Source organism: Ruicaihuangia caeni, from assembly GCF_040536845.1.
GTDB classification, from domain to species: Bacteria; Actinomycetota; Actinomycetes; order Actinomycetales; family Microbacteriaceae; genus Ruicaihuangia; species Ruicaihuangia caeni.
Genome location: NZ_CP159582.1, coordinates 541,078 through 566,504 on the forward strand (window position 1 = coordinate 541,078; position 25,427 = coordinate 566,504).

24 protein-coding genes are annotated in these 25,427 nt (G+C 67.9%); 8 read left to right on the forward strand and 16 right to left on the reverse strand.

The window, feature by feature from the left end; translation table 11 throughout:
- Positions 1 to 38 precede the first annotated feature (38 nt).
- Positions 39 to 1,061 (forward strand): LLM class flavin-dependent oxidoreductase, encoded by a 1,023-nt coding sequence (locus ABV606_RS02505; RefSeq protein ID WP_353988224.1) that lies wholly within the window; start codon positions 39 to 41, stop codon positions 1,059 to 1,061.
- 67 nt (positions 1,062 to 1,128) lie between these two features.
- Here the strand turns inward: ABV606_RS02505 and ABV606_RS02510 are convergent, their stop codons facing one another.
- The 3 genes from ABV606_RS02510 to ABV606_RS02520 form a co-directional block, all read right to left on the reverse strand.
- The gene (locus ABV606_RS02510; protein WP_281487337.1) at positions 1,129 to 1,950 is read right to left on the reverse strand and encodes a family 1 encapsulin nanocompartment shell protein; all 822 of its coding nucleotides are present in this window, start codon (positions 1,948 to 1,950) and stop codon (positions 1,129 to 1,131) included.
- A 2-nt stretch (positions 1,951 to 1,952) separates the two neighbouring features.
- A complete protein-coding gene (locus ABV606_RS02515) occupies positions 1,953 to 2,345 on the reverse strand; it encodes a ferritin family protein (RefSeq protein WP_353988225.1) in 393 nt (130 codons plus the stop codon).
- Positions 2,346 to 2,441: 96 nt separating this feature from the next.
- Positions 2,442 to 3,257, reverse strand: coding sequence for a sugar phosphate isomerase/epimerase family protein (locus tag ABV606_RS02520; protein WP_353988226.1), 816 nt, complete (start codon positions 3,255 to 3,257; stop codon positions 2,442 to 2,444).
- Between the two features lie 233 nt (positions 3,258 to 3,490).
- Between ABV606_RS02520 and ABV606_RS02525 the strand changes: the two genes are divergently transcribed.
- Both ABV606_RS02525 and ABV606_RS02530 read left to right on the forward strand, forming a co-directional pair.
- Positions 3,491 to 3,859: an A1S_2505 family phage non-structural protein gene (locus ABV606_RS02525; protein WP_353988227.1), complete on the forward strand. Its 369-nt coding sequence runs from the start codon at positions 3,491 to 3,493 to the stop codon at positions 3,857 to 3,859.
- A gap of 120 nt (positions 3,860 to 3,979) precedes the next feature.
- Entirely contained in the window at positions 3,980 to 4,309 is a 330-nt protein-coding gene (locus tag ABV606_RS02530; protein ID WP_353988228.1) for a cupin domain-containing protein, read from the forward strand.
- 56 nt (positions 4,310 to 4,365) lie between these two features.
- Here ABV606_RS02530 and ABV606_RS02535 read toward each other — a convergent pair whose 3' ends face one another.
- Together ABV606_RS02535 and ABV606_RS02540 are read right to left on the reverse strand one after the other, a co-directional pair.
- Positions 4,366 to 5,283: a J domain-containing protein gene (locus ABV606_RS02535; RefSeq protein WP_281487332.1), complete on the reverse strand. Its 918-nt coding sequence runs from the start codon at positions 5,281 to 5,283 to the stop codon at positions 4,366 to 4,368.
- Between the two features lie 94 nt (positions 5,284 to 5,377).
- Positions 5,378 to 6,229, reverse strand: a complete 852-nt coding sequence (locus ABV606_RS02540) for a CPBP family intramembrane glutamic endopeptidase (protein WP_435415294.1) — start codon at positions 6,227 to 6,229, stop codon at positions 5,378 to 5,380.
- 44 nt (positions 6,230 to 6,273) lie between these two features.
- Between ABV606_RS02540 and ABV606_RS02545 the strand changes: the two genes are divergently transcribed.
- Positions 6,274 to 6,537, forward strand: a complete 264-nt coding sequence (locus tag ABV606_RS02545; protein WP_281487330.1) for a mycoredoxin — start codon at positions 6,274 to 6,276, stop codon at positions 6,535 to 6,537.
- 124 nt (positions 6,538 to 6,661) lie between these two features.
- On the opposite strand, the gene ABV606_RS02550 is transcribed toward ABV606_RS02545, so the two are convergent.
- Entirely contained in the window at positions 6,662 to 7,267 is a 606-nt protein-coding gene (locus tag ABV606_RS02550; protein WP_353988230.1) for a phosphoribosylanthranilate isomerase, read from the reverse strand.
- A 38-nt stretch (positions 7,268 to 7,305) separates the two neighbouring features.
- Between ABV606_RS02550 and ABV606_RS02555 the strand changes: the two genes are divergently transcribed.
- The 3 genes from ABV606_RS02555 (at position 7,306) to ABV606_RS02565 (ending at position 12,256) form a co-directional block, all read left to right on the forward strand.
- Positions 7,306 to 8,190 (forward strand): aminodeoxychorismate lyase, encoded by an 885-nt coding sequence (locus tag ABV606_RS02555; RefSeq protein WP_353988231.1) that lies wholly within the window; start codon positions 7,306 to 7,308, stop codon positions 8,188 to 8,190.
- A gap of 6 nt (positions 8,191 to 8,196) precedes the next feature.
- A complete protein-coding gene (locus ABV606_RS02560) occupies positions 8,197 to 8,718 on the forward strand; it encodes a DUF1697 domain-containing protein (RefSeq protein WP_353988232.1) in 522 nt (173 codons plus the stop codon).
- A gap of 82 nt (positions 8,719 to 8,800) precedes the next feature.
- Complete coding sequence (locus tag ABV606_RS02565) at positions 8,801 to 12,256, forward strand: TM0106 family RecB-like putative nuclease (protein ID WP_353988233.1); 3,456 nt, start codon at positions 8,801 to 8,803, stop codon at positions 12,254 to 12,256.
- Positions 12,257 to 12,268: 12 nt separating this feature from the next.
- On the opposite strand, the gene ABV606_RS02570 is transcribed toward ABV606_RS02565, so the two are convergent.
- From ABV606_RS02570 to ABV606_RS02580, 3 genes are all read right to left on the reverse strand, one after another.
- Positions 12,269 to 12,424 (reverse strand): hypothetical protein, encoded by a 156-nt coding sequence (locus tag ABV606_RS02570; protein ID WP_353988234.1) that lies wholly within the window; start codon positions 12,422 to 12,424, stop codon positions 12,269 to 12,271.
- Positions 12,425 to 12,524: 100 nt separating this feature from the next.
- The gene (gene mgtE / locus ABV606_RS02575) at positions 12,525 to 13,862 is read right to left on the reverse strand and encodes a magnesium transporter (RefSeq protein WP_353988235.1); all 1,338 of its coding nucleotides are present in this window, start codon (positions 13,860 to 13,862) and stop codon (positions 12,525 to 12,527) included.
- A 205-nt stretch (positions 13,863 to 14,067) separates the two neighbouring features.
- Positions 14,068 to 14,304 (reverse strand): hypothetical protein, encoded by a 237-nt coding sequence (locus tag ABV606_RS02580; protein WP_281487323.1) that lies wholly within the window; start codon positions 14,302 to 14,304, stop codon positions 14,068 to 14,070.
- Positions 14,305 to 14,385: 81 nt separating this feature from the next.
- Here ABV606_RS02580 and ABV606_RS02585 point away from each other — a divergent pair, with 81 nt between their 5' ends.
- On the forward strand, positions 14,386 to 16,563 hold the full coding sequence (locus ABV606_RS02585) for a S9 family peptidase (RefSeq protein ID WP_353988236.1): 2,178 nt from the start codon (positions 14,386 to 14,388) through the stop codon (positions 16,561 to 16,563).
- A gap of 43 nt (positions 16,564 to 16,606) precedes the next feature.
- Here the strand turns inward: ABV606_RS02585 and ABV606_RS02590 are convergent, their stop codons facing one another.
- The 7 genes from ABV606_RS02590 to ABV606_RS02620 all read right to left on the reverse strand — a co-directional run bounded on the left by ABV606_RS02590 (position 16,607) and on the right by ABV606_RS02620 (position 25,275).
- A complete protein-coding gene (locus ABV606_RS02590) occupies positions 16,607 to 17,551 on the reverse strand; it encodes an NADP-dependent oxidoreductase (protein ID WP_353988237.1) in 945 nt (314 codons plus the stop codon).
- 31 nt (positions 17,552 to 17,582) lie between these two features.
- A complete protein-coding gene (locus ABV606_RS02595) occupies positions 17,583 to 19,052 on the reverse strand; it encodes a SulP family inorganic anion transporter (RefSeq protein ID WP_353988238.1) in 1,470 nt (489 codons plus the stop codon).
- 77 nt (positions 19,053 to 19,129) lie between these two features.
- The gene (locus tag ABV606_RS02600) at positions 19,130 to 21,265 is read right to left on the reverse strand and encodes a DEAD/DEAH box helicase (RefSeq protein ID WP_281487320.1); all 2,136 of its coding nucleotides are present in this window, start codon (positions 21,263 to 21,265) and stop codon (positions 19,130 to 19,132) included.
- Between the two features lie 179 nt (positions 21,266 to 21,444).
- Positions 21,445 to 21,777 carry a DUF6804 family protein gene (locus tag ABV606_RS02605; RefSeq protein ID WP_353988239.1) on the reverse strand — a complete coding sequence of 111 codons (333 nt, stop codon included), beginning with the start codon at positions 21,775 to 21,777 and terminating at the stop codon, positions 21,445 to 21,447.
- A gap of 84 nt (positions 21,778 to 21,861) precedes the next feature.
- The gene (locus ABV606_RS02610; RefSeq protein ID WP_353988240.1) at positions 21,862 to 23,703 is read right to left on the reverse strand and encodes a DUF2207 domain-containing protein; all 1,842 of its coding nucleotides are present in this window, start codon (positions 23,701 to 23,703) and stop codon (positions 21,862 to 21,864) included.
- 2 nt (positions 23,704 to 23,705) lie between these two features.
- Complete coding sequence (locus ABV606_RS02615; RefSeq protein WP_353988241.1) at positions 23,706 to 24,290, reverse strand: GDSL-type esterase/lipase family protein; 585 nt, start codon at positions 24,288 to 24,290, stop codon at positions 23,706 to 23,708.
- 103 nt (positions 24,291 to 24,393) lie between these two features.
- Positions 24,394 to 25,275, reverse strand: coding sequence for a glycerophosphodiester phosphodiesterase (locus ABV606_RS02620; protein WP_353988242.1), 882 nt, complete (start codon positions 25,273 to 25,275; stop codon positions 24,394 to 24,396).
- Between the last annotated feature and the right edge of the window lie 152 nt (positions 25,276 to 25,427).

Genomic DNA, 25,427 nt, shown 5'->3' on the forward strand with positions numbered 1-25,427 from the left:
CCCGGAATACATGCTTGCGACGGCCGGTTGTCATCCGCGTGAGCAAGAGAATCGGCTTTCTGTCGTTCGGGCACTGGACACCGCACCACTCCTCCTCGACTCGCACGGCGGCAGACGCGCTGCTGCAGAGCATCGACCTGGCCGTCGCGGCCGAGGAGCTCGGCGCAGACGGCGCGTACTTCCGGGTGCATCACTTCGCCCGCCAGCTCGGCTCCCCGTTCCCGCTGCTCGCCGCTGTGGGCGCCCGCACCGAGCGCATCGAGATCGGCACCGGCGTGATCGACATGCGCTACGCGAATCCACTGGCGTTCGCAGAGGATGCCGGCGCCACCGACCTCATCGCGGGAGGGCGACTGCAGCTCGGCATCTCGCGGGGATCGCCCGAACAGGTGATCGACGGCTGGCGGTACTTCGGGTTCGAGCCGGCGGAGGGCGAGACAGAAGCCGACATGGCGCGACGTCACGCGGAGCTCGCGCTGATGGCGCTCTCTGGAGAGCAGTTCGCCCAGCCGAACCCGAGGCCCATGTTCCCGAATCCACCCGGGCTGCTGCGTATCGAGCCGTATTCCGAGGGCCTCCGCCGCCGCATCTGGTGGGGTGCCGGTTCCGATGCCACCGCGCGGTGGGCGGCTCAGCGCGGCATGAACCTGATGTCATCCACCCTCAAAGACGACGAGTCAGGCGAACCGTTCCACGTGCAGCAGCGCAAGCAGATCGAGGCGTTCCGCGACGAGTGGGCGAAGCAGGAGCACGGATTCCAGCCTCGGGTGTCAGTATCGAGATCGATCTTCGCGATCGTCGACGAGCGCGATCGACGGTACTTCCTCGGCAGTGGCGAGCGTGATGACCAATTCGGCTACATCGACAGCACCCGCTCCGTATTCGGCCGGTCCTACGCTGACGAGCCCGACGCGCTCGTCGAGCAGCTCCGCGGCGACGAGGCGATCCAAGCCGCGGACACGCTTCTCTTGACCGTGCCGAATCAGCTGGGCGTCGACTACAACGCCCACGTGATCGAGTCGATCTTGAAGCACGTCGCGCCCGCCCTCGGATGGCGTTGACGGACGGCATCCAGCCCGGGTAGCTCGACGTGCGGCGTCGAGGCCGGCGTGACGATCGGATGCTGAATCAGCGCTCGAGCGACTGGCTGGAGACGAGCGCGATGGCCGCCTCGGGCGTCGCGATGTGGAACGTGAAGGTCTGCTCGATGTACAGCCGTACCGAGTCGGCGTCGTGGTGGCGATAGCCGACCGAGAGGTCCTGCCCAGACTCGAAGAGGAAGTCGCCTCCGCGCTGGCTGAGCACCACTCCCCCGACGAGTCCTGGCACGCGCACCATCGGTCCGTCGAGGATCGCGCGCACATGCTCGAAGAGCGGGTAGCCCCCGTGCTCGGTGGTCTCGACGATGGCCGTGTGGTCGTCCGGGCTCACTGCCAGGGCGTAGGGGCCGCCGATGCCGTGGTTCAGCAGGGCTTCGACAGCTTGCGCCACCCGCTGCGGGTAGTCCGCGAAATCGGCGACGCGCGGCACGGGGCGGTGGGGTGACGAGGGGATGATGCCGACGATGCCCGCGGCGTCCCATCCGTTGAACACCGCGATGTTCTCAAGCCGGGCCACGCGCAGAGCCGCCTCCGCCAGATCGTCGAAGTCGACGTCGACGGCGCCGCGGTCGGCATCGAAGAGTTCCTCTCGAGACACGGTGAACTCGGCTCGTGCCTCGAGCATCGGCAGCACCCGGCGCCGCCGAGTCGTGACCCCGGGAACAGGTCCGTTGTCGAGCCGGTCGACGCGGCCGAGATTCACAGACGACCGCTGCCAGCCCATCGGCCCGTTGAAGTCGACGAGCCTCCTCGCGCCGAGCGAGTCGACGAGTCGTTCACGCGCCTCGTCGTCGATGAGCTTCCATGCCAGGTCGGAGATCGGGGCGTGCTCCCGAAGCAGATGATCCATCGTCACGCCCTCCCTTGAAGACTGCCGATGCCCAGGCCGGCTCCGTCAGCGGCAGCCGAGTCGGTCGCTGGCGCTGTTGCGGCATCCGCATCGCCCTCTGCCGCGTTGCCGAGCTCCACGATGTCGCCGCTCTGGAAGAGGATGCCGTGCGCGGTCTCGCGCCAGACCGGCGTACGGCGCAGCAGGAACTCGAGCTCCATGCTGAAGTGCTTGTACTCCTCGGCCAGGGAGTCGTGCATGATCGCCCGCGAGGCGGCATCCGGCTCGACCGAGATGCGCTGGTGGTACCAGCCGATCGCCTCGGCTTCCTCCGTGAGGTTCGCGCACATCCGCGCGAACGTGCGGGTCTCTGCCGAGAGTTCCCCGGCCGGCTCGTGATACTGGTCGAAGCCCATGAGGCCTCCGTTCGCAGCGGAGTGGAAGGGGCCCATCGCCCTGGACGGGGCCGACCCTACGCCTCCCCCCGCGGCCGCGCCAGGGGGTTGGGGAGCCTAGACCGCGACGGTCGAGAGGTAGCTGCGGCACTCGCGCAGCAGCATCTCCATGTAGCCCTGCGCGTCGTACTGCGCACGAAGTCGCGCATTCACGACTTCGACGCTCACCCACGCATCGTCGGGCAGCAGCCGCAGCAGCTCACGGATCGGTGCGTCGCCGTCGCCCGGCATCAGGCGTCCGTGGCGCGACTCCTCGATCTCGTCCGCAACGCTCGGGCGGCCGCCGTCCGCGGCAGTGAGCACAGCCGGCGCGTCGCACAGCTGGAAGATCGGGAAGAGGTCTGCGTTCTCGGCGATCAATTCAACGGTCGCGCCGGTGCGCAAGAAGTGCAGAGCGTCGAGCTCGACCTGGCATCCGACCTCGCGCGCGAGCCGCACCGCCGTGTCGAACGAGTTCAAGTCGGTGTAGTTGACCGTCTCCAGCACCGGCTGCAGTCCCACCTCGTGGGCGTCGGCGGTGAGCTCCGCGAGCTTGGAGGCGAAGAGGCCGGCATCCGGCGTGCGGCCGACGATGTTGACGTACGACGCGCCGAGCTGCGCTCCCATCTCGAACCCGCGACGCCAGAAGTCCCGCTCGGTGCCGGGCTCGACCACGCACACCTCGATGTCGAGCACGCGGATGCCGGTGTCTGCGACCGCCCGCCGGACCTCGTCGAACTCAGTGCTGCCGTACTCGAGCACCGGATCGTCCGCCGTCACAGGGAACACCCGAACGCCCGTCGCATCGAAGCCGGCCGCCGCGGCCGTCTTGACGAAGTCGAGCGCCGAGAGCGAGCGGTCGGTGAGCGGAGCAATGCCGAGTTCGGTGCGCACGGAGTGCCTCTCATGAGTAGGGGCATGACGGATGCCGGATGCTGCGGCCCCGCGCCGGGCGGCGGAGCCCGCCCATCCTCCCATGCGCGGCGCGCCGAAGTGGAACCACGTTCCACTTGGCGGGCGCCTCGCCTGGCCTGTCGCGCCCGACACGAGTGAGCAGTCGGGATCGGGCAGCGCTGAATCCCCTGTGAACTGCTGAGCGCCCCGTCGACTCGCCGTACGCTCGCAGCGTGCGGATCGAATCCTTGCGCGATGACGAGATCTTCGTCTTCGGGTCGAACTCCCACGGCATGCATGCCGGAGGCGCGGCCCGATTCGCCCATGAACGATTCGGCGCCGTCTGGGGGGAAGGACACGGGCTGCACGGGCAGTCATACGCCATCGACACGATGAGCGGACTCGAAGAACTCTGCGTCGAGGTAGCCGGATTCCTGGAGTTCGCGAAGCGGCATCCGCACCTGCGATTCCTCGTGACTGAGATCGGGTGCGGCATCGCCGGGTACACGCCTGAGCAGATCGCGCCATTCTTCTCGGGTGCACCAGAGAACGTCGTGCTGCCGCCGAGCTTCAAGGCGCTACTGGTCGAGTTCGAGCAATGATGCGAGGCGTTCGCGCGCTGGCGAGACTGAGGCGCCGACCGATACGGGCCTGCCCCTGACACGGCCGGCAGCGCGCCTCACACCGCGCGGGACCACCCGCCCGGCGGGTAGCTTGGGGCCATGGAAGACGTCACTGAAGACCGAGTCCTCGTCGTCGACGACCTGCTCGGCCGGGCGCCGGTGGAGGCAGGCCGGCTCGGTCACCACACCGTCCTGAAGTCGCCCGACGTGCGCATCGTCGTACTGGCGTTCGAGGCCGGCCACCTGCTGAAGGAGCACTCGGCCCCGAAGACCCTTCTGATGCAGGCGCTCGACGGTCATCTGCTCGTCACCGTGGGAGGGCGCGAAGTGGACCTGCGTCCGGGAATGCTGATCCGGGTCGAGGCGCTCGAGCGGCACGAGGTACGAGCGGTCGAAGACTCGCGCCTGATGCTCACCTTGGTCGGCTGAGTTAGTCGGGCGCGCCGCTCGCAACTCAGGGCGGCTCAGCACCGGTCGGTGTGAACTCAGAGCAGTTCAACCGAGGCCTGCAGCCTCGTGCGCACCTCGAACGACTCGGTGCCACCGATGCGCTGCGCGCCAGGCAGGCCGTGCCGCATCACATCGGCCAGGCGGGATTGCTGCACGACCGCGGCGAGCGCGCCCTTCACCGGGCCGATGACTTCGAGCGACTGTGGTGAGGCGTCGTCTGGAACGACGATGAGCAGGCTGGTGAACCTAGCGCGTGACACCTTCTGCACGGCCTTGGCCCGGCGAGCGAGGGTCTGCACCGGGCGTTCGCCCGCACCGATGCCTTCGCCGATGAGCTCGCCTCGCTTCAACCGGACCGTGCTTCCCCAGTCCTCGCTGAGCATCGCGTACAGACCCGACGGGCCGAGCACGATGTGATCGAGCTTTCCCGCGGAGGTGTCGACATCGTGCCAAACGGTGAACCCGATGCCGAGTGACGCCAGCGTGCGAGCCGTCTGCTCCTCGGCGATCGCCGCCGCCAGTTCGTGACGCACTTCACGCGGCGCGCTCTGCACGAGCGCCGGGTCGAAGAGATCAGGCGCCGGAGCGCCGCGCCCGACCCACTCGCGCATGAGCGTCAGAAAGCGCTCCCGGTGCCAACCCCCCGGGTGCCCGTAGATGCGAGCGCTCGGGCGACTGTCCTGCCGCTTCGGCGGCGGCTGGGGCGCATAGCTGACGGGCGAGCCCGGCTCCGCCCCTCGCCCGCGCCCGGCGTCCCATGCAGCACGGTCTTCAGGCGTGCCGACGCGCTGCCATGCCCGCTGCACGGCATGGAACCGCACGGGGTTGCCGCCCATATCGGGATGCGTGGCTCGCAGCATCCGTCGATACGCCTTCCGGAGCTCTTCCTGCGAGGCGGTCGGTGGCACGCCGAGCACCTCGTAGGGGCTGGATGCGAGTGGGCTGTCGGGCATGGGAATCGGGTTCGAGGCTAGCGGGCGGAGGCTGGGCGGCGCCATCGGACTGGAGCGGCATGCCGCGTCGATGGAGCGAAGCGGCATCCCACGGTCAATAGACGAAGATCGGCAAGAAGTGCGGATGGTGCGCGTGCACGAGCACCAGGAACACCACCAGGTCGAACAACAGGTGCACCGCGATCACGTACAGCAACGACTTGGTCTTGCTGAAGATCCAGCCCTGCACGAGCGCGAAGGGGATCGTGAGCAACGGGCCCCACGCCTGGTAGCCCAGCTCCCACAGAAACGACACGAACACGATCGCTTGGAGCACGTTCGCGGTCGGCATCGCGAAATGGCGCCGAAGCAGCGTGAACACGGTGCAGATGAAGAAGAGCTCGTCCCAGATGCCCACGGCGTTCACCCCGACGAACAGGCGCGCGATCTCGTCGGGCGCCTCCACAGCGGGCCAGTTCAGGTATACGCCGGAACGAATGAAGTAGAACGGCAGGAGCGCCCAGCCCAGTGCGAGCACGATCACGAGCCAGCTGCGCTCGAGGGTCGACCAGCGCTGTCCTCGTCGCAGGGGGAAGCGCACAGCGTGATCGCGATAGACGAAGCGGCTGATGAGATACGGCACTGCGACCGCGGACCCCAGCACGCTGCCCATCAGCAGCATGTTCCCGTAGCTGATATCGGCTTCGAGCGAGATGGTGCTGATGATCAGCAGGCCGAGTGCGATCAGCAGCAGATCACGGGCCAGCGCCCGATCGATGAGCACGCTCACCAGCAGGCCCGCGGCGAGCGTCGCGTACCCGAGCGGCGTCTGCACGGCGAACAGCAGTGTGGCGGATACCGCGACCAGCAGTGCCGGCACGACGCCCCACGACACGATGGGCTTCGCAGGAGCCAGCACAGTTGATGTCACGCGTTCAAGCTTGCCGGATGATCGGCATGACGGCATCCGGTCGAGTGCAGATCTCAGGTGGGTCGCATACGCTCAGAGGCATGTCTGTCGCGACCTACACCCCTGCCGCCGGCGAGATCACGATGTTCAGCACCACCTGGTGCGGCTACTGCAAGAGCCTCAAGACCCAGCTGGAGCGGGCCGGAGTGCCCTATACCGAGATCAACATCGAAGAGGTCGAGGGCACTGCGGAGCTGGTCGCATCGGTCAACGGCGGCAATCAGACCGTTCCGACGGTGATCTTCCCCGACGGCAGCACGGCCACCAACCCCTCGCTCGCCGAAGTGCGTTCACGCTTGAGCTGACCCCGGCTCACGCGCACCGCAGGCCGACCTTGACGCCAGCGCGGCTGCCCGGTCGGTGGGCGCAGCGCCAGCTACACGGTGTTCGGCGGCCAGTGCTGAGCGCACGACGCTCGGCGGGCGGCGCTCAGCGGGCGACGTGCGCTGACTTCGCCGCGTCGAGGAACGCCCGGATGAGCGTGCTGCTCTTCTCCCCAGGGGCGACCTCGACACCGCTCGACACATCGACACCCCAGGCGCCGGAGGCGCGGATGGCATCGGCGACCGTGTCAGGAGTGAGCCCGCCGGCCAAGAGCCACTGCTTCGGCAGTGCGGCGTCACGCATCGACGCGTAGTCCCACGGCTCGCCAGAGCCCGCGCGCGGCGCGTCGATCAGGAGGTACTGCTCCCCCAGGCTGCCCTCGTCGGCCCGGCTGAAGGGCACGGCTCGCACCACCGGGCGTCCCTGCGCCACGAGCCATTCGATCTGCTGCGGGGTGAACTCGCCGTGCACCTGCACGACCTCGGCGCCTGTCTCATTGGCCAGCCGATGCGCCTCCTCCACAGAGACGTCGCGAACCACGGCGAATGTGAGGGCGCGCTGCGCGACGTGCTCGACGAGGCTGCGCGCGCTGTCGACGTCGATGTAGCGCGGGCTGTCGGTGAGCACGAAGCCGACGGCATCCGCCCCGCCCTCGATCGCCGCGTCGACGTGCTCTTCCGAACGCAGCCCGCAGATCTTGACGAACACCATGCGCTCCATCCTGCACCGTCGGCATGCACAATTGCTGCATGGGTGTGCTCGTGATGATCAACCGACCATCGGCGGATGCCGCAGCGCACCGTCCGGGCGCGCCCGACTTCGAAGAGGCCGACCCCGCTTCGCCGCAGCTCAGCGTGCTCGACCTCGCCGCCACTCGCGGTGACGGGGTGTTCGAGACGATCGCGGTCGGCGACGGATATCCCCAGGCGCTCGACCACCATCTGCGGCGCTTCGCGTCGTCCGCGTCGATGCTCGATCTGCCCTCTCCAGACCTCGCTGTCTGGCGGCGGGCGATCCTGGAAGTGGTCGACAAGCTCGGACCGTTGCCCGAGGCCACTGTAAAAGCGGTGATGAGCCGCGGCATCGAAGGCGACGGTCGGCCCACCGGCTGGGTTCACGGGCAGCAATCGCCGGACCACACGCGTGCACGCACGGAGGGGATCGCCGTCGTCACACTCGACCGCGGTCTGCGGCACGACGTCGAACGCACCTCCCCCTGGCTGCTCGCGGGCGCGAAGACACTGTCGTACGCCGTCAACCGGGCCGCGATCCGGGAAGCCGTGCGGCGCGGCGCCGACGATGTGATCTTCATCTCGAGCGACGGCTTCGTGCTCGAGGGGCCCACCTCGAGCCTGGTGGTGCAGCGCGGGGACACCCTGCTCACGCCGGGCATCGAGCTCGGCATCCTGGATGGCACCACGCTCGGCAGCGTCTTCGACTTCGCCGCCGAGGAGGGGTTGCGCACGGGTTATGCGATGCTCACCGCCGAGCAACTCGGCGAGATGGACTCGCTCTGGCTCGTGTCGAGCGGGCGGCACGCAGCGCCGGTTCATACGCTCGACGGCGTGCCGCGTCCCTTCGACAGCGAACTGAACCTCCGCATGAACGCCTTCCTCTCGCGCCGGCAGGAGTAGGCGAGCATGCCGAGGCATCGGTACGCCGCGCTGCTTCGCGCGGTGAACGTGGGCGGCGCCGGCAAGCTCTCGATGGGCGAACTCCGTGAAGCATGCGAGGTGGCGGGGTTCCGTGATGCTCGCACCTACATCGCCAGCGGCAACGTGGTGTTCACCTCGTCGCTCGGTGAGCGTGCAGTGGCCAGCCACCTGGGGTCCGCAGTCGGAACCCGGATGGGCAAGCGGGTGGAAGTCCTTGTGCGGAATGCCGCACAGCTTCGCCAAGTCATCGAGGCGAACCCGTTCCCGGATGCCGCAGGCAACCGGTTGATGGTCGTGTTCCTGGCTGCCGCCCCTGCCCCAGAGACTCTGACCGCGGTGCGCAAGGTCACCGACGAGCGCATCGCTCTTGGCGAGCGCGAGGTGTACGTGCACTATCCCAGCGGAGTGGGGCGATCCAAGCTCGTGCTCCCGTGGTCGGCTGAGGGGACGGCGCGCAACCTCAACACGGTGTCTGCTCTCGCCGAACTGGCGGCGGAATTGCCTTGAGAGAACTCATTGTCGGCGGCCCTCGCTAGCGTTTCCTGCAGTACGACCCGATACAGCGGCGATCAGGAGGAGGCGAGGCGCGATGTTCATTCTCGACGGACGAATCATCACGAGCCCGAGCGACCTGACGCTCGCGTCGAACTGCGAGTTCGCGTTCTTGCGGGGCATCGATGCGAAGCTCGGCCGCGTGGCGACGGTGGCCGACGATGACGACGCGATGCTCGTCCGCGCCGGTGCGCTTGGCGACCAGCACGAGCTCAACGTGCTCGCTGAGTACCGCGATCGGTTCGGTGCCGGTGTCGTCGAGATCGAACGGCCCGAGACGCTCACGACCGAATCGATCGAGGCAGCGGCGGCGGCCACTCGCGACGCCTTCGCAGCAGGCGCCGATGTGGTGTTCCAGGCGACCTTCTTCGACGGCTCTCTCGTCGGATTCGCCGACTTCATCGTTCGTCGCGCCGATGGCTCGTATCTGGTGCAAGACACGAAGCTCGCGCGTCGCGCGAAGGTGACGGCGCTGCTCCAACTGGCCGCCTACGTGGATCAGCTCGAGCGCTCAGGAGTGGCGTGCGCGCCCGTCGTGCAGCTCTTGCTCGGCGACGGCACGGTGAGCGAGCACCAGGTGCACGACATCATGCCGGTGTACCGCAAACGGCGAGCGCGGCTGCAGCACTTGGTCGCCGACCGTTCCGCCGCGAGCGCGGCGGTGCCGTGGGGCGAGAGCTGGTACTCGGTCGACGGTCGCTGCGCGGTGTGCGCCGCCGAGGTCGAGGCGCACCGAGACGTGCTGCTGGTGGCCGGTATGCGCGTGCAGCAGCGCGAGCGACTGGCGGCCGCAGGCATCCGCACGATCGACGAGCTCGCCGCAGCGACAGAGCGGCCTGATGGCCTCGCGGGCGCGACGTTCGACTTGCTGAGAGCGCAGGCGCGCCTTCAACTGCAGGCGGCGGAGGGCGCGCCACCACCCGTGGAGATCGCAGACGCCGGCTGTCTCGGAGTGATACCCCTGCCTGACCCGGGCGACGTCTTCTTCGACTTCGAGGGCGACCCGCTCTATACCGAAGGAGACGGCCGCACCTGGGGCTTGGACTACCTGTGGGGACTGATCGAAGCCGACGGCACCTTCCGGGCGTGGTGGGCGCACGACTTCGCCGGCGAACGAGCGGCCATGCAGAGCTTCATGCAATACATCGGCGAGCGCCGCGCTCAGTACCCGGGCATGCATATCTACCACTACGCGAGCTATGAGCGCACGCACCTCCTCTCGATCGCCGCCCGGCACGGCGTGTGCGAGAACGAGGTCGACGATCTGCTGCGCAACCACGTGCTGGTCGACCTCTACCCCGTCGTTCGACGCGCTGTCCGCGTCGGCAGCCGCTCCTACTCGATCAAGAAGCTCGAGCCGCTCTACATGACCGGCTCACGTGAAGGCCAGGAGGTCACGACCGGCGCCGACTCCATCGAAGAGTACGTCGCGGCACGGCAGCACATCGAAGCGGGTGACACGGTGGAAGGCGAGCGGATGCTGCAAGCGCTCGCCGAGTACAACGAGTACGACTGCCGCTCGACCCTTGCTCTCCGCGACTGGCTGCTCGCTCTGGGCTCGCAGCATGGCGTCGAAGCGGGAAGCGAACACACCGACGCCGAAGCGCTCGAGGTGGAGCCGTCACCGCTCTCCGCCAGACTGATGCGACACGCGGGCGTGCCCCTGCACGAGCGCACCGCCGATCAGACGGCCGCGGCGCTCGCTTCGGCGGCGATCGACTACCACCATCGGGAGCAGAAGAGCTTCTGGTGGGGCCACTTCTCCCGATTGGTGGCGCCGATCGACGAGTGGGCAGAGACGCGCGATGTGCTGCGAGTCGAGCGATCATGGATCGAGCGTGACTGGTACCGCGAGGACGGTCAGCGTGTCGAACGGCGCGAGCTCAAGCTGCAAGGGGTGTGGGCTCCCGGCAGCACTGTCAAGGCGAGCCAGCAATCGGGTCCCTACATGGTGTACGAGTGGCCAGGTCCGTTCACCACGGCGGCGCAGGCTCCGGGGGCACGACCGTATCGCTCAGTGCGCGTCCTCGAAGTGTTCGACGACGGCGTGCTCGTCGAAGAGACCCTCGCAAGAGACGTCGCCCCATACGACGATCTGCCGGTGGCGCTGACGCCCGGCGCACCGCCGAGGGCCGGCGCGCAGCAGTCGGCGATCGAGAGCTGGGCCGACGAGGTCGTGCGCGCGCTCGACGGCGGTGGATGGCCCGAGAACGCCATGTGCGACATCCTTCGCCGGCGACCGCCGCGCACGAGGAGCGGGCGGCTCGCCCCCATCGTGGGCGGCGACGTCACCACAGCGGTGGTGGAGAGCTCGCTCGACCTCGATGACTCGTACCTCGCCGTTCAGGGGCCGCCCGGCACGGGGAAGACCTGGCTCGCCTCGCGTGTGATCGCGAGGCTCGTCGCCGAGCACGGGTGGCGCATCGGGGTGGTGGCGCAATCTCACAGCGTGGTCGAGAACCTGCTCGAGAAGGTGGCGTCCGACACAGGTCTCGATCCGCGTCTCGTGGCCAAGGCGCCCAAGGACCGATCGGAGTCGGCCGCCCGCAGCTACAGGGTGCTCGCAGACAAGAACGAGGCGGCCCAGTTCGCCATTGAGCACGCGGCGACGGGGTTCGTCCTGGGCGGCACGGCGTGGGACTTCGCCAACGAGTCGCGCGTCGAGCGGGGATCGCTCGACCTGCTCGTCGTCGACGAAGCCGGCCAGTTCTCGCTCGGCTCGACGATCGCGGCAAGCGTGGCGGCGCGCAATGTGCTGCTGCTCGGCGACCCCCAGCAACTCCCTCAAGTGAGCCAGGGAGCTCACCCCGAACCGATCGACCAATCGGCACTCGGCTGGATCGCCGACGGGCACGATGTGCTCCCCGCTGAGCTCGGGTACTTCCTCGCTGAGAGCCGGCGCATGCACCCCGCAGTGGCCGAGGCCGTCTCCCAACTCTCGTACGAGGGAGCGCTGCGCTCACACCCGACCGCGGCCCGCCGCCGTCTCGAGCATGTGGAACCGGGGGTTCACGCGGTCGCGGTCTCGCACCACGGGAACTCGACCGTGTCGCTCGAGGAGGCGCGACGCGTGGTGTCGCTCGCGACCGAGGTGCTCGGCCGTAAGTGGCACGAGGGTTCTGGCGGTCATGATGCGTTGGCTCGACCATTGCGGCCGGCCGACATCATCGTCGTCGCGCCCTACAACGCGCAGGTCGCCGCCATCAGGGAGCACCTCGATGCCGAAGGCCTCGAAGGCGTGCGCGCGGGCACCGTCGACAAGTTCCAAGGCCAAGAAGCGGTCATCGCCATCGTCAGCCTCGCCGCCTCATCGGCTGCCGACGTGCCCCGAGGCATGGAGTTCCTCATCATGCGCAACCGTCTGAACGTCGCCGTATCGCGAGCTCAGTGGGCAGCGTTCCTCGTGCACTCCCCCGAGCTCACCGAGTTCCTGCCCCGGTCGCCCGGTGGCGTGGCCGAGTTGAGCGCGTTCATCCGCCTCACCGAGCGGTGAGACGAGCGCGAATCAGCCCGAGCGTCGACCCTGTCGGGCGTCGTCGCGCTCCACCGGCAACGCGCCGCCCTCGTTCGCCCAACGATCCAACTGCTTCTGCACGATCCGCTTCTTGGCCGCCTTCTGATGCTTCCGCGCGGATCGCAGCTTGTCTGCGTGCTGTCCCATGGCTCGAACTGTACCTGCATCGAGCACAACGGCAGCCGAGCATCGAAGCCCTTGGTCGCTTCGCGAATCCCCAGCGGCTTCCCTCATATCTCGGCTTCCCTCAGATCTGGAGCACGGCCTTGGCGACCGTGAAGTAGATCACGAGCCCTGTCGCGTCGCAGAACGTCGTGATGAAGGGTGTCGAGAACACGGCCGGGTCGACGCGGATCGCTCGGGCGATGAGCGGCATCGCACCGCCAACGGTCGCAGCGATCGAGCACACGAACAGCAAGGTCGTGCCGATCACCACTCCCATCGGCAGGCCGTACACCAGCGACGCGAGCGCGAAGCCCGCACTGCCCAGCAACAGCCCGAGCAGTGCGCCGACACGCAGTTCTCGGAAGAGCACCTTGCCGATATCACCGGGACGCAGTTCAGCCACCGCCAGTGCACGAGTGATGGTCGTCGCCGCCTGAGAACCGGTGTTGCCGGCGGTGCCCGTCAACAAAGGAATGAAGAGCGCAAGCGCGACCAGCTGCTCGAGGGTGCTCTCGAAGATCTCGAGCACCTGCACCGTGAGCAGTGCCGAGATCGCGAGCACGAACAGCCACACGACACGGGAACGGGCGATGTACAGGATCGACGTCGACAGGTAGGGGCGGCGCAGCGGCTCCCGCGCTCCCGCGCGAGCGATGTCTTCCGCCTCGGCATCCTGCAGCACCCGGTGCGCGTCATCGATCGTGAAGATGCCGATGAGCCTCTGCTCGCTGTCCACGATCGGAATCGGCTCCTGCAGCGCCTCGCACATGCGGGCGGTCTCCTCGGCATCCGCATCGACCGGCGCCGACTCGGCCGGCTGCATGAGCTCCCCGACCTCCCTCGCGGGGTCGCTCTCGAACAGGCTGCGCAATGTCAGCACCCCGAGCAGGCCGCGCTCGTGATCGGTCACGAACACCGTGTACACGGTCGCCGCGTCTCGCGCGCGCTCACGCACCCGCTCCAGCGTTTCAGCCACCGTCGACTCTGGTCGGGTGGTGACGTGGGCGAGGCTCATCTGCCGGCCCACCGAACGGCTGGGGTACCCGAGCATGAGGTGAGTCGTCGCCAACTCATCGGCGTCGAGCGTCGCAAGCAGCCGCTTGGCCACCGCCGCAGGCACCTCGTCGAGCAGACGCACGCGGTCGTCTGGTTCGAGCTTGGCGAAGAGCCTCGCGACGTCCTCGTCCTGGAGGCCGCGAAGCAGCTCCCCCTGCATGGTGGATCCCAGACGCTCGAAGACCTCCATGGCCCGGTCCTTGCCGAGCAGCCTGAACACCACCGCGCCTCGCCGCCATGTGGTGCGCTCGATGAGACCCACCACTTCGCGGGGAGTCAAGCTGCGCAGAAGCCTGGCAGCTTCTGCCAACCGGTCTTCAGCGAGGGCCTGCTCCACCTCCTGCTCGGTTCTCCGACCAGCCATGCGCTTCCCCCTCCTCTCATCGTGCAACTCGAACAGCATGAACTCCGCTGGCTCCGCTGCAGAACTCTCAGGTGGACTCAGAACCGGCGGGGTTCGGCGCCGCGTCTGACGCTTCTTCTTCGCGGCGTCCTACCCCGGGAACCGCGGCCCGCACTTGGCACCATCTCGCCGATGAACGTGTTCAGTGAATGAGTCTTCAGTGGAGCTATCGCGCGCCACGCGACCGGCGAGATCGTCCACGGGTCGGTGCTCGACCCAGCCGGCGGCGCAACCACGTGATGCCGATCGCCCCGGCGAGCAGCACGCCCACCAGCACGCCGAGCGAGAGACGGTTGAGCGCGACTCCCGCGATCAGCGCGAGCCCGAACGCGACCGTCGCCGCCATCGCCCAGGGCGCCCGAGATCGGCGCGCTGCGGCACGAGCTGAACCGGCTTCACGCATCGCTCCACTCTAGGTGCGACGACATCTGCGTTCACTGCTTGGTCCTCGCTGCGCGTTGCACCCCGCGGCTACGCTGAGGGAATGGAGCTGGAGCCGCCGATCGCACCTCAGATGCCCACCGAACGAATCCACCACGGCGACATCGTGGTCGACCCGTACGAGTGGCTGCGCGACAAGTCCGACCCGGCCGTGATCGCCCACCTCGAGGCCGAGAACGCATACACCGAGCAGGAGACCTCGCACCTCGCGACACTGCGCCAGCAGATCTTCGATGAGATCAAGTCGCGCACGCTCGAGACCGACCTGAGCGTCCCGGTACGTCAGGGTCAGTGGTGGTACTACACCCGCACCTTCGAAGGGAAGCAGTACGGCGTCCACTGCCGTGCGCCGATCAGCGGTCCCGACGACTGGGCTCCCCCGACGATCACCGAGGGCGACGACGGCCTCATCGGCGAGCAAGTCCTCCTCGACGACAACGCTGAGGCCGAGGGCCACGACTTCTACTCCTTGGGCAGTTTCGACGTGAGCGACGACGGGTCCCTGCTGCTGTATGGAGTCGACGTCGAAGGCGACGAGCGGTACACGCTGCGGATCCGCAAGCTCGGCGAGGTCGCCGAGGACCACCCCGCGGCATCCGTCGAGATCGGTGATGACCTCCCCGATGTGATCGAGGGCACCGGACATGGTGCGCTCTTCTCACCGGATGGGCGGTGGGTGTTCTACACGACCGTCGACGAGGCGTGGCGCCCCGACACCGTGTGGCGTCATGCCGTCGGAAGCGACAGCAGCGCCGACGTCTCGGTGTTCCACGAGCCCGACGAGCGCTTCTTCGTCGGCGCGGGGCTGACGCGCAGCCGCAAGTACCTCGTGATCGAACTGGGCTCGAACACGACCAGCGAAGCATGGACCCTCGATGCCGAGAACCCCGAGGGCGAGTTCACGGTCGTCTGGCCCAGGCGCGAGGGCGTGGAGTACGAGATCGAGCATGCGGTCGTCGATGGCGAGCAGCGGCTGCTCATCGTGCACAACGACCAGGCGCCGAACTTCGAACTCGTGAGCGTCTCTGCCGACGACCCGCAGGGCGAGCGGCGCGTGCTCATGGCCCATCGCGACGACATCCGTCTCGAGGGCGTCGACGCCTTCAGCGACCACATCGTGGTCGAGTACCGTCGCGACGGCCTGACCAGAGTCGCCATCGCGACCAGCGGCGAGCGAAAGCTGCGCGAGATCGACTTCGACGAGCCCCTGTTCACCGCGGGGGTCGGCAGCAATCCGGAGTGGCACCAACCCGTCGTGCGCCTGGGATACACGAGCTTTGTGACCCCCTCCACCGTTTACGACTACGTCATCGACACGGGCGAATTGCGGATGCTGAAGCGGCAGCCGGTGCTCGGCGGCTACGACCCGTCGCTGTTCGAGCAGCGGAGGGAGTGGGCCGAGGCAGACGACGGCACGATGATCCCCATCTCGCTCGTCTACCGGGCGGATCTCGTGACACCGGGCACGCCTGCACCGATGCTGCTCTACGGCTACGGGGCGTACGAGCACAGCATCGACCCCGGCTTCAGCGTCGCCCGCCTCAGCCTGCTCGATCGAGGGATGATCTTCGCCATCGCGCACGTGCGCGGCGGCGGAGAGCTCGGCCGGCACTGGTACGAGCAAGGCAAGCTGATGCACAAGAAGAACACCTTCCTCGACTTCATCGCCTGCGCCCAGCACCTGATCGACGAGGACTACACGTCCCCCGATCGGCTGGTCGCCGAGGGCCGCAGCGCGGGTGGCCTGCTCATGGGCGCCATCGCGAACAAGGCGCCGGGGCTGTTCGCCGGCATCCTGGCCGGAGTTCCGTTCGTGGACGCGTTGACCACGATCCTCGATCCGTCGCTACCGCTCACCGTCATCGAGTGGGAGGAATGGGGCGATCCGCTGCACAGCCCCGAGGCGTACGCGTACATGAAGTCGTACTCGCCCTACGAGAACGTGCGAGAGCAGCAGTACCCGCGCATTCTCGCCGTGACGAGTCTCAATGACACGCGCGTGTACTACGTCGAGCCCGCCAAGTGGGTCGCGAAGCTGCGGACAGTCGGTGCCGACGCGCTGCTGAAGACCGAGATGGCCGCGGGGCACGGCGGAGTCTCGGGACGGTATCGCGCCTGGGAGGAACACGCCTTCGACTACGCCTGGATCATCGACGTGGCGGGCGCGCATCCGAGCAGCGAGGGCCGCGAAGTGATGGCGAGCGAGACCTCGCTCGGCTGAGCGAGCGCTCGGGCTACTCGGACAGAGCGAGGCCCGACGGCTCTCAGCTGCCGGTCGGCTCGCTCTCAGCGCCCAGATCGAGCACCAGCTTCCCCCGCAAGTGGCCCTGCGCGAGGTGCTGGTAGGCCTCTCGCACGCGCTCGAGCGGGTACACCGCTTCGATGGGCAGCGCGACAGAGCCGTCAGCGATCCAACCGGCAAGCCGCTCGAGCTCGGCGGGCGTGGCGGCCTGCCCTCCGACCGTGTGCATTCCGAGTTCGGGGCGGTACGTCTTCGCGGCGGTCGTGTTGATGCGCTCGGGCCGCACGCCGAGCTCAAGCGCCGCATCGATCGACTCCACGCCGTGGTAGTCGAGCGCCGCGGTGACGCCGGCCGGTGCAGCATCCCGGATGCGCTCGACCATGCCTTCCCCGTAGAGCACCGGGATGACTCCGAGTGATCGCAGGAAGTCGTGGTTGTGCAGACCCGCCGCGCCGATAACAGTCGCACCGGCTCGACGTGCGAGCTGCACCGCCAGCACGCCAACCCCTCCCGCGGCGGCGCTCACGAACACCGTGTCATCCGCACTGAGCCTCAGCGTGCGCACGCTCGCGATGGCAGCGCGGCCGGCGATGTCAAGCGCGCCGGCCTGCTGCATGCTCAGCCCGCCGGGCTTGTGCAGCACGGTGTCGGCGTCGACCACCACGTAGTCGGCCTGCGCCAGATGCCGGGCGCCACCGAAGACCGCGTCGCCCAAGCGCACACCGTCGACCTCGGCACCGACCTGGTCGACCACGCCGGCATAGTCGTTGCCATTGATGTACGGGGGCACGGCGTTCCAGCGCGCGGCGGTCTCGCCACCCGCGAAGATCTTGCGATCCACCGGATTCACGCCCGCGAAGTGCACGCGTACTCGCACCTGACCGCTGCCGGCATGAGGTTCGGTGTCGTCGACGACTTCGAGCACTTCAGGCCCGCCGAAGCGCGTGACGCGCACATATCTCGACATGGCGTCAACACTATCGGCGCCGGCCGCAGTGCTAGACGGCTGCGCCGTCGAACCCTCCGGCGAGGCGAGAATGCATCGCGGTGCTTGCTTCGTTCATGCCCTCGATGACGACCCTCTTGCCCTGCTGCTCGTACTTGGTCGTCACAGCATCGAGCGCTGCGACCGTGGATGCATCCCAGACGTGCGAGTTCGACATGTCGATGACCACCCGCTCCGGGTCATCCGTGTACTCGAATTGTGTCGTGAGGTCGTTGCTCGAGGCGAAGAAGAGCTCCCCATTGACGGTGTAGTACGCGGTCGGCACAGTCTCGTCCGGGCGCAGCTCCCGATCCACCGTTGCGAAGTGGGCCACGCGTCGCGCGAACGCCACCATCGCGACGACCACTCCGACGATCACGCCGACGGCGAGGTTGTTTGTCGCGACCACGACGATGACGGTCGAGAGCATCACGGTCGTCTCGCTCTTCGGCATCCGCTTCAGCGTCGACCAGCGGATCGAATGCCAGTCGAACGTGGCGACCGACACCATGACCATGACGGCGACCAGAGCAGCCATCGGGATGAGGCCGACGATGTCGCCGAGCACCACGACGAGGATGAGCAGGAACACGCCCGCGAGGAATGTCGAGATGCGTGTGCGGGCGCCGGAGGCCTTCACGTTGATCATCGTCTGGCCGATCATGGCGCAGCCACCCATCCCACCGAAGAGACCCGAAAGCACGTTGGCCACGCCCTGTCCGAACGACTCGCGCGTCTTGGGCGAGCCGGTGTCGGTGATCTCGTCGACGAGCTTCGCCGTCATGAGCGACTCGAGCAGGCCTACCAGCGCCATGGCGAAGGCGTAAGGAGCGATGATCGCGAGCGTCTCGAGGTTGAGCGGCACGTCGGGGATGAACAGTTCGGGAAGGCTCCGCGGCAGTTCGCCCTGATCGCCGACGTTGGGGACAGCGAGGGCGAACGTCAGCGTGATCGCCGTCACCACGATGATCGCGATCAACGGCGCTGGGATCGCCTTTGTGAGCCGCGGCATGACGATCATGATGAGAATCCCACCGGCGACCAGTGGATACACCAGCCACGGAACACCGATGAGGTGCGGCAACTGTGCGAGGAAGATCAGGATCGCCAGCGAGTTGACGAACCCGACCATCACGCTTCGAGGAATGAAGCGCATGAGCTTCGCGACCCCGAGCGCCGCAAGCAGCAACTGGATGATCCCGCCGAGGATGACGGTCGCGATGAAGTAGTCGAATCCGTGCTCGCGCGCCACCGGCGCGATGACAAGGGCGATCGCGCCAGTCGCTGCGGTGATCATCGCGGGTCGGCCGCCGAGGAAGGCGATCGTCACCGCCATGACGAACGAAGAGAAGATGCCGACCCTCGGGTCGACGCCTGCGATGATGGCGAACGAGATCGCCTCCGGGATGAGCGCGAGCGCGACAACAAGCCCGGCGAGCACCTCGCGCACGAGAAGGCGAGGTGTGCGCAACGCAGTGAGCACCGAAGGCGCCGCACGGTACCGAGCCGCCCGTTCGTCCCGGGCGCTCCGCTGTGCGGCCACGCCGTCGGGGCGCGACCTCACAGCGCGGGTGCCTCGGCGAGCGCCTCCTCGAGGAGGGAGACGAGCGCCTCGAGCTGCAGCGAGCCTTCTGCGAGCACCTCGGCGTCGCTTCCGTCGAGAGCCCTCGCGGCGAGACCGGCCTTGCTCCCGATGAGCTCGGCGATCTTCGTGTCGAGGGTCTGCGCTGCGATGATCCGCCACGCGGTGACCGGCAGTTCCTGACCGATGCGGTGCACACGGTCGATCGCCTGAGTCTGCTCGGCATCCGTCCAGCTCAGTTCGGCGAGCACGACGTTGGATGCGACCTGCAGGTTGAGGCCGACTCCCGCCGCAGTCAGCGAGCAGACCGCGACCGCGACCTCCGGGTCTTCCGTGAACGCGTCGACGTACTTCTGACGCTGCACAGCGGTCTGGTCGCCGCGAATGCTCACGGTGCGCAGGCCGCTGTTCGCGAAGTGCTGCTCGGCGGCATCCATGACGTCGATGTGCTTGGCGAAGAACACCACCTTCCCGACGTTGCGGGCGAGGTTGACGGTGTAATCGGCGGCGGGCACGGCCTTCGCTTGCCCGATGCGGCGCACCATGGTGAAGACGTTCTCGCCCGACGACTGCGACTTCGATTCCTCGAGTTCCGCGTTGGCCACGAGGCGCACGAGCGCGTGGTCGATGCCGATCGGCTGCTCGTCGCGGTTCGCAAGCACGCGGCGGTAGCGCTCCACGAGCCGCGCAACGAGCGCGCGCTCCGCATCCCGGATCGAACGCCCGAGATCATCGTCGAGCTCGACGGGGATGTCGGCGATGCGCCGGGCGGGAATGTCGGCGGCGACGTCGATCTTCTTGCGGCGAACGATGCCCATGTCGATCACGGCTTGGCGCGCGGCAGCGAAGAACCCGAAGTCTGCCGGAGTGAGCTCGGTGTCTTCGAGGCGCTTCATGAGTTCCGGCAGGGGCTTCTTCTCGTCGATCCAGCCGAGGAACTGCCAGATCATGCGGAAATCGTCGACCTGGTTGATGAGCGGCGTACCGGTGAGCGCGATGAAGAGCGCGTTCGGATGCCGCTGACGAATGCTCTTCGACAGTGACAGCACGTTCTTCGACCGCTGCGACTCGCGGTTCTTGATGAAGTGCGCCTCGTCGACGACCATGCCCTTGAACCCGCGCTTCGACAGCCAGTTGACGTGGCGGTCAAGCACTTCGTAGTTGACGATGACGACATCGGCGAACGCGTCGAGATCGTGGCCGTCGCCATGCACGACGGTGGAGGTGCGGTGCGGCGTCCAGCGCTGCACCTCGCGCGCCCAGTTCATCTTGACGACGTTGGGCACGACGACCAGCAGAGGGTACGAGCCGGAGGCCTCGGCTGCGAGCAGTGCCTGGGCGGTCTTGCCCAGGCCCGGTTCGTCGGCGAGCAGGAAGGTGCGGTGACCTTGGCGGGCGGCCTCGATGAAGCGGCCCTGGTGCGGCATGAGGTGCAGGTCGCCCGGCGCATCGAGCGAACCGGGTTCGGGCAGGTCCATGACGGCGCTGCCGCCGCCCGCACCGTATTCGAACGCGCGGAACAGCGGGTCGATGAGCTCCCAGTTGTTCAGACGACCGCTCAGTTGCGGCTTCGACGTGGGAGCGATGCTGAAGTCGGGAGCCAGGAAGGGGTTGTACCGCTCGTACTGTCGCACCGACTCGGGCACCACGTCGCGCGCGGGGCGTTCTTCGACGGGTTCCGGCTCGGTGACGATGATGAGATCGTCTGGGCTCAACTCCACGCCCGCCGCCATGAGCAGGTCGCGCTTGAGCTCGCGCGCCGCTGTGGTCACCGGGGCGTCTTCGCCGAGCAGGGCGATCAGCGACGTGTCGCGGGCCGCAGTCTTGGCGAGGATGCCGGCGAGGCCGTCGAGCCGCTTCTGTTCGTTCAGGCGCGCGGCATCCGTCAGTTCGGTCGAGTGCTTGACCCGGGCGCGCTCTTCGCGCAGCAGCAGCGCGGCCACCTGGAACTTCGCCCGGCCTGCCGACTTGAGCGGCCCGCGCTGGGCCGCTGCCTCGACTTCGCGCGCGACTTTCGCCAGCACGGGAATGACCCCGCCCTCGTCGCCGTGAGCGCGACGGCGCGTGGTCGCGCGACCGCCATTGTGTTGCCTTTGACGCTGGCCGATGGCCATGCTCCTCCTCGTGCCATCTCCCCGCGATGGCTGGGCGGCGGACACCTGTCCACCGTTGCGGTGCGATACCGCCGACTCGCCGGGAGGCAGGAACGACGGTGAGAAACTGTTGGCCGGCCCCAGACCCAACCGTGAACTCGGATGGTGGCGGCCGTGCTGCGACTAGTCTACGCGCAGTTTCAGACGTCGGTGCGCTGTTTGATGAACACGCCCGCGAGCACGACGACGATTCCGGCGATGTAGTGCAGCGCCCGCCACAGGTCAGGCGCGAGATCGATGGGCCAGACCGGGTTCCAGAGCACCGCGATCGCCAGCAGCGGGAGCGGGAACACCCAATTCTTCGTCTGGAGCGCGAAGACGACCATGATCAGGGCGAAGATGCTGACGACGTACCGCACGACGGTGAACCCGTCGGTCTCGCTGAACCCGGCCCCGATCAGCAGAGCGAGCACCAGAAGGATCGCCGGCAGCAACGCGGTTCGTCGTCGCGCCGGGGTTCGGTACTCGGTCATCGTTTCAAGCCTATGCCGAATGGAGACCGGTCGATTCACCCGGCGCCCGCTGCAGGGATCGACGGGATCCGGGGGGCGGAGCGGTCAGACTCCCCCGCCTCCCCCGCCGCCTCCGCCACCACCGGAGGATCCGCCGCCAGAAGAGCCGCCGCTGGTGCTGCTCGACGTGTACGCGGAAGACACCGCCGACGTCACCGCGCCTATGCCGCCGGCGAATGCCGCGGCGCTGAAGGGCGCGCTGCCCGAGTACCAATCGGGCTCACGGTCGAGGTAGCGCGCCAGTTCGGCTGCCCACTGCTTCTCCTGCCCGAACAGCACGGCGTATGGCAGCATCCGCTCGGTCAGATGCAGCATCTGCTCGCGGTCGCTCGGGTCGACCGGTCGGCGCTCCGCCCCCTGAGGACTCTGCAAGGTTCGCAGCCGATCGGCTTCGGCGACCTTGATGTACAGTTCCATGCCCCGCAGATGGTCGCGGAACTCCGCGCCCTGCGAGGTCAACGGCGCCCGGAACACCGCCGCGGCCGCGCCGATCACCGCCAGCACCGCCACCGCGGCGGGCAGGAGCGGCCAGAAGGCACCGCGCGCATCGTCGAACAACGCGATCATGCACACGAACGCGATGACGGCCCCCAGGAGGGCCAGCACGAACGGCCAGATGAGTTCTCGCATGCTCGTGCGTCGCCGGAGGCCCGCCTTGATCGTCTGCTTGCGAATGGCCGACTGCACCTTCTGCACGCGCTTGCCGACCCGCGTGTCACTGCTCGAGAGCGTCTCGCGCTGACCAACGCGCGCCGTTTCGCCGAACACGGCATGAACGAGTTCGAGCTCGAGCTCGTTCATGCCCGTGGCGTCCACGAGTTCCACGGCGTACCGACCGGATCTCGCCTCCGGTCGCTCCTCGATGATGCGGAGCTTGCGGCGCACGGCGAGGTCGATGAGCTGCGCCGGCACCGCCTTGCTCGAGCGGCCGACGACATCAGCCGCGAGCAGCACAGTCGCCCCTCTCGGCGGGGCGTACTCGGCGACGATGACCGGTCGGCCATCTGCGTCACGAGTGCGAGTGAACCAGAGGATCCCGCCCCAGACGAGCCCAGCCAGAGCGAGGAGCGTGCCGAGCAACTGCGCCCAGCCTGCCCAGCTCGCGAAATAGCCATTGTCACGGGGCGTGAACGTGCCCTCCTCGAAGCCGATCGCGATGGTCACGTTCTCGTATGGGCGGATGCCGGAAGCCGAGGCCTCGAAGGTGCTGCCGTTCTGCACGATGTCGCAGCGCTGGTTCGAGCCCTCGGCGCCGCGGTAGCAACTCGCAAGGCCCGTCAGCCGGGGCACGAGACTCTCCTCGAGGTGCACCCGGGCGGTCACGACCGCGAACGGTTGCGGCCAGTCGAGGCCATTGGTGTCCCAGTAGAACTCGTCGGAAGCGGTGTCGGCGAAGTACCGCGTGACGTTGCGCTGGGTGTATGTGATCACGTACGTCTGCACGCCGTGCACGTAGTCGTTGGAGGCGATGGTGATGTGCATCACCTCGTCGTCCTCCTCCAGTTCGAAAGCGCGGTCGTTGCCATCGGCATCCGTCACGCTCTCGACCGTGAGATCAGTGGGGTGGCCGTCGTACCAGGTCGGGATCGATCGGCGGATGCCGCGGTTCTGATCGCGCTCGGGGAAGCGCGCGACGAGCGTCTCGGTGGTGCGGAGCGTCGAGCGCCCGTCGTCGTCGACGCCCAGTTCGTAGTCGGCCTCGAAACGGTCGAACCCGAAGTCGTTCACGTCTGCCGGCAGCGCAGAGGCGGCGTTCGCTGACGCGTTCCCCGCCTCGGACGCGGGCGCCGACACCGGCGCCGCAGCCGCTGCCCCCGCCGTCGCCGGCGTGCCGGCTGCGGCGAGCAGCCCGCCTGCGACGAGCAAGGCGATGACGAGCCGTCGCACCGCTACAGCTCGACGATGCTGATCGGCCGACTCATGGGAGGGCCGTCCCAGAGCCGCTCGAGCGCGGGACGGAGTTCCGCGACCCAGGCGTCGTACCCGGCAGCGGAGAGACCACCGCCCTGGCCCCGGTACTCGGCGGGCAGCGCGCCGGACTTGTCGCTCAGCGCCGGCCACAGATCGAGATACTGGGCGCGCACCGTCGCCGCGAACTGCCATAGATGGCGGTTCGCCTCGCGGCGGCGTTCGGCACTTCGCTCATCGCCCGGCACGACCGAGATCAGCAGCAGCCGCACGCCGGGCAGTCGCCGTCGGACCTCGACGAGGATCGACTCGAGAGTGCGCACGACATGCTCGACCGTGCTGCCGCGCCGGTCGAAGTCTGTCGGCCCGGCCAGCAGCACGACAGCATCCGGCTGATCGTCGACGACTCTGTCGAGCGCCTCGAGCACCTGCTCGACCTTGGCATCGGGGATGCCGAGGTTCGAGACGTCGTAGTCGGGCACCCACTCCTGCCAGCGGCCGTCGGCGACCAGTCCATCGCCGAGGAAAGCGACCCTGCGGCCAGCGCCGCGGTCTGTTGCGCCCATGAGCTCCTCCCGGGTCCGCGTTCAATCATGGCCTGCGAGCCGACGTGAGCCAAGCCTTCCGAGCCCCCACAGGGCGCGATCTGCCACGGCGCTCGAAGGGCGATCATCCCGCGCCTCCATACCAGGACCGGAGGTCGCGCGGCGCGTCTGTCACCACCGCATCGACGCCGAGCGCGAGCGCTGCAGCCCAGTCGTCCTGTGTGTTCAGCGTGTACACCATCACGGCGACGCCCGCGCTGTGCAGATCGTCGACCAGCCGATCGTGCTCGATGAGCGACTTCGCCCGAGTCATGAACGCGGATGCCTCGTACTGTTCGACGAGCTCGAGCGGTCGGCGAGGAACGCCCGATGTCACGACGATTCGCGGCAGCTCAGGGGCTTGCAGTTGCGCCTGCCGGAGAGTCTTCCGGTCGAAGCTGGCGAGCATCACTCGGTCATGCATCCCGTGCTCATAGACCAGGGTGCGAACGAGACGCACACCCTCGGCGCCCCATCGGCCCTTGAGCTCCAGCAGCAGGATCGCCTCAGTCGGCGCGGCGATCGTCAGCAGTTCAGCGAGGGTCGGAACCGGGGTGCCTGCGAACTCCTCGGCGTGCCACGACCCGGCATCCAGAGCACGAACGGCATCGGAGTCGAGCGCGAAGACCCAGCCCGAACCGCTAGTGGTGCGATCAACAGTCGCATCGTGCATGAGCACGGGCACTCCGTCAGCGGTGAGGCGCACATCGGTCTCGAGCAGCTGAGCGCCTGAATCGAGGGCGGCCAGGTACGCCGGCAGGGTGTTCTCGGGAGCGTTGGAGCGGTCACCGCGATGCGCCGCCACCATGCCGGCCTCGCCAGGTGCTCGGAGGATCTCGAGGGTTCCAGCCGCGTGCACCGACCCCGTGCCGCCGAGCTGCAGCACGCTTCCGACGAGCAGGGCGAGCGAGAGCAGCAGGAGGGCGACGCGCTTCAGACGCTCGGGCCCGACCGCGATGCTCGTCACGGCCGAACGGCGCCGAAAGACCGGCGAGCGGCGTCCGAGCCGGGACGCTCGCTGGGCAGCGGTACTGGGGCGGGAAGGGTAAGGAGTGTCTGGCATCGATCGCTTCCGGGTCAGCGCCCGCTCCATTGCGGGTGCCGTCACTCTAGCGCGAA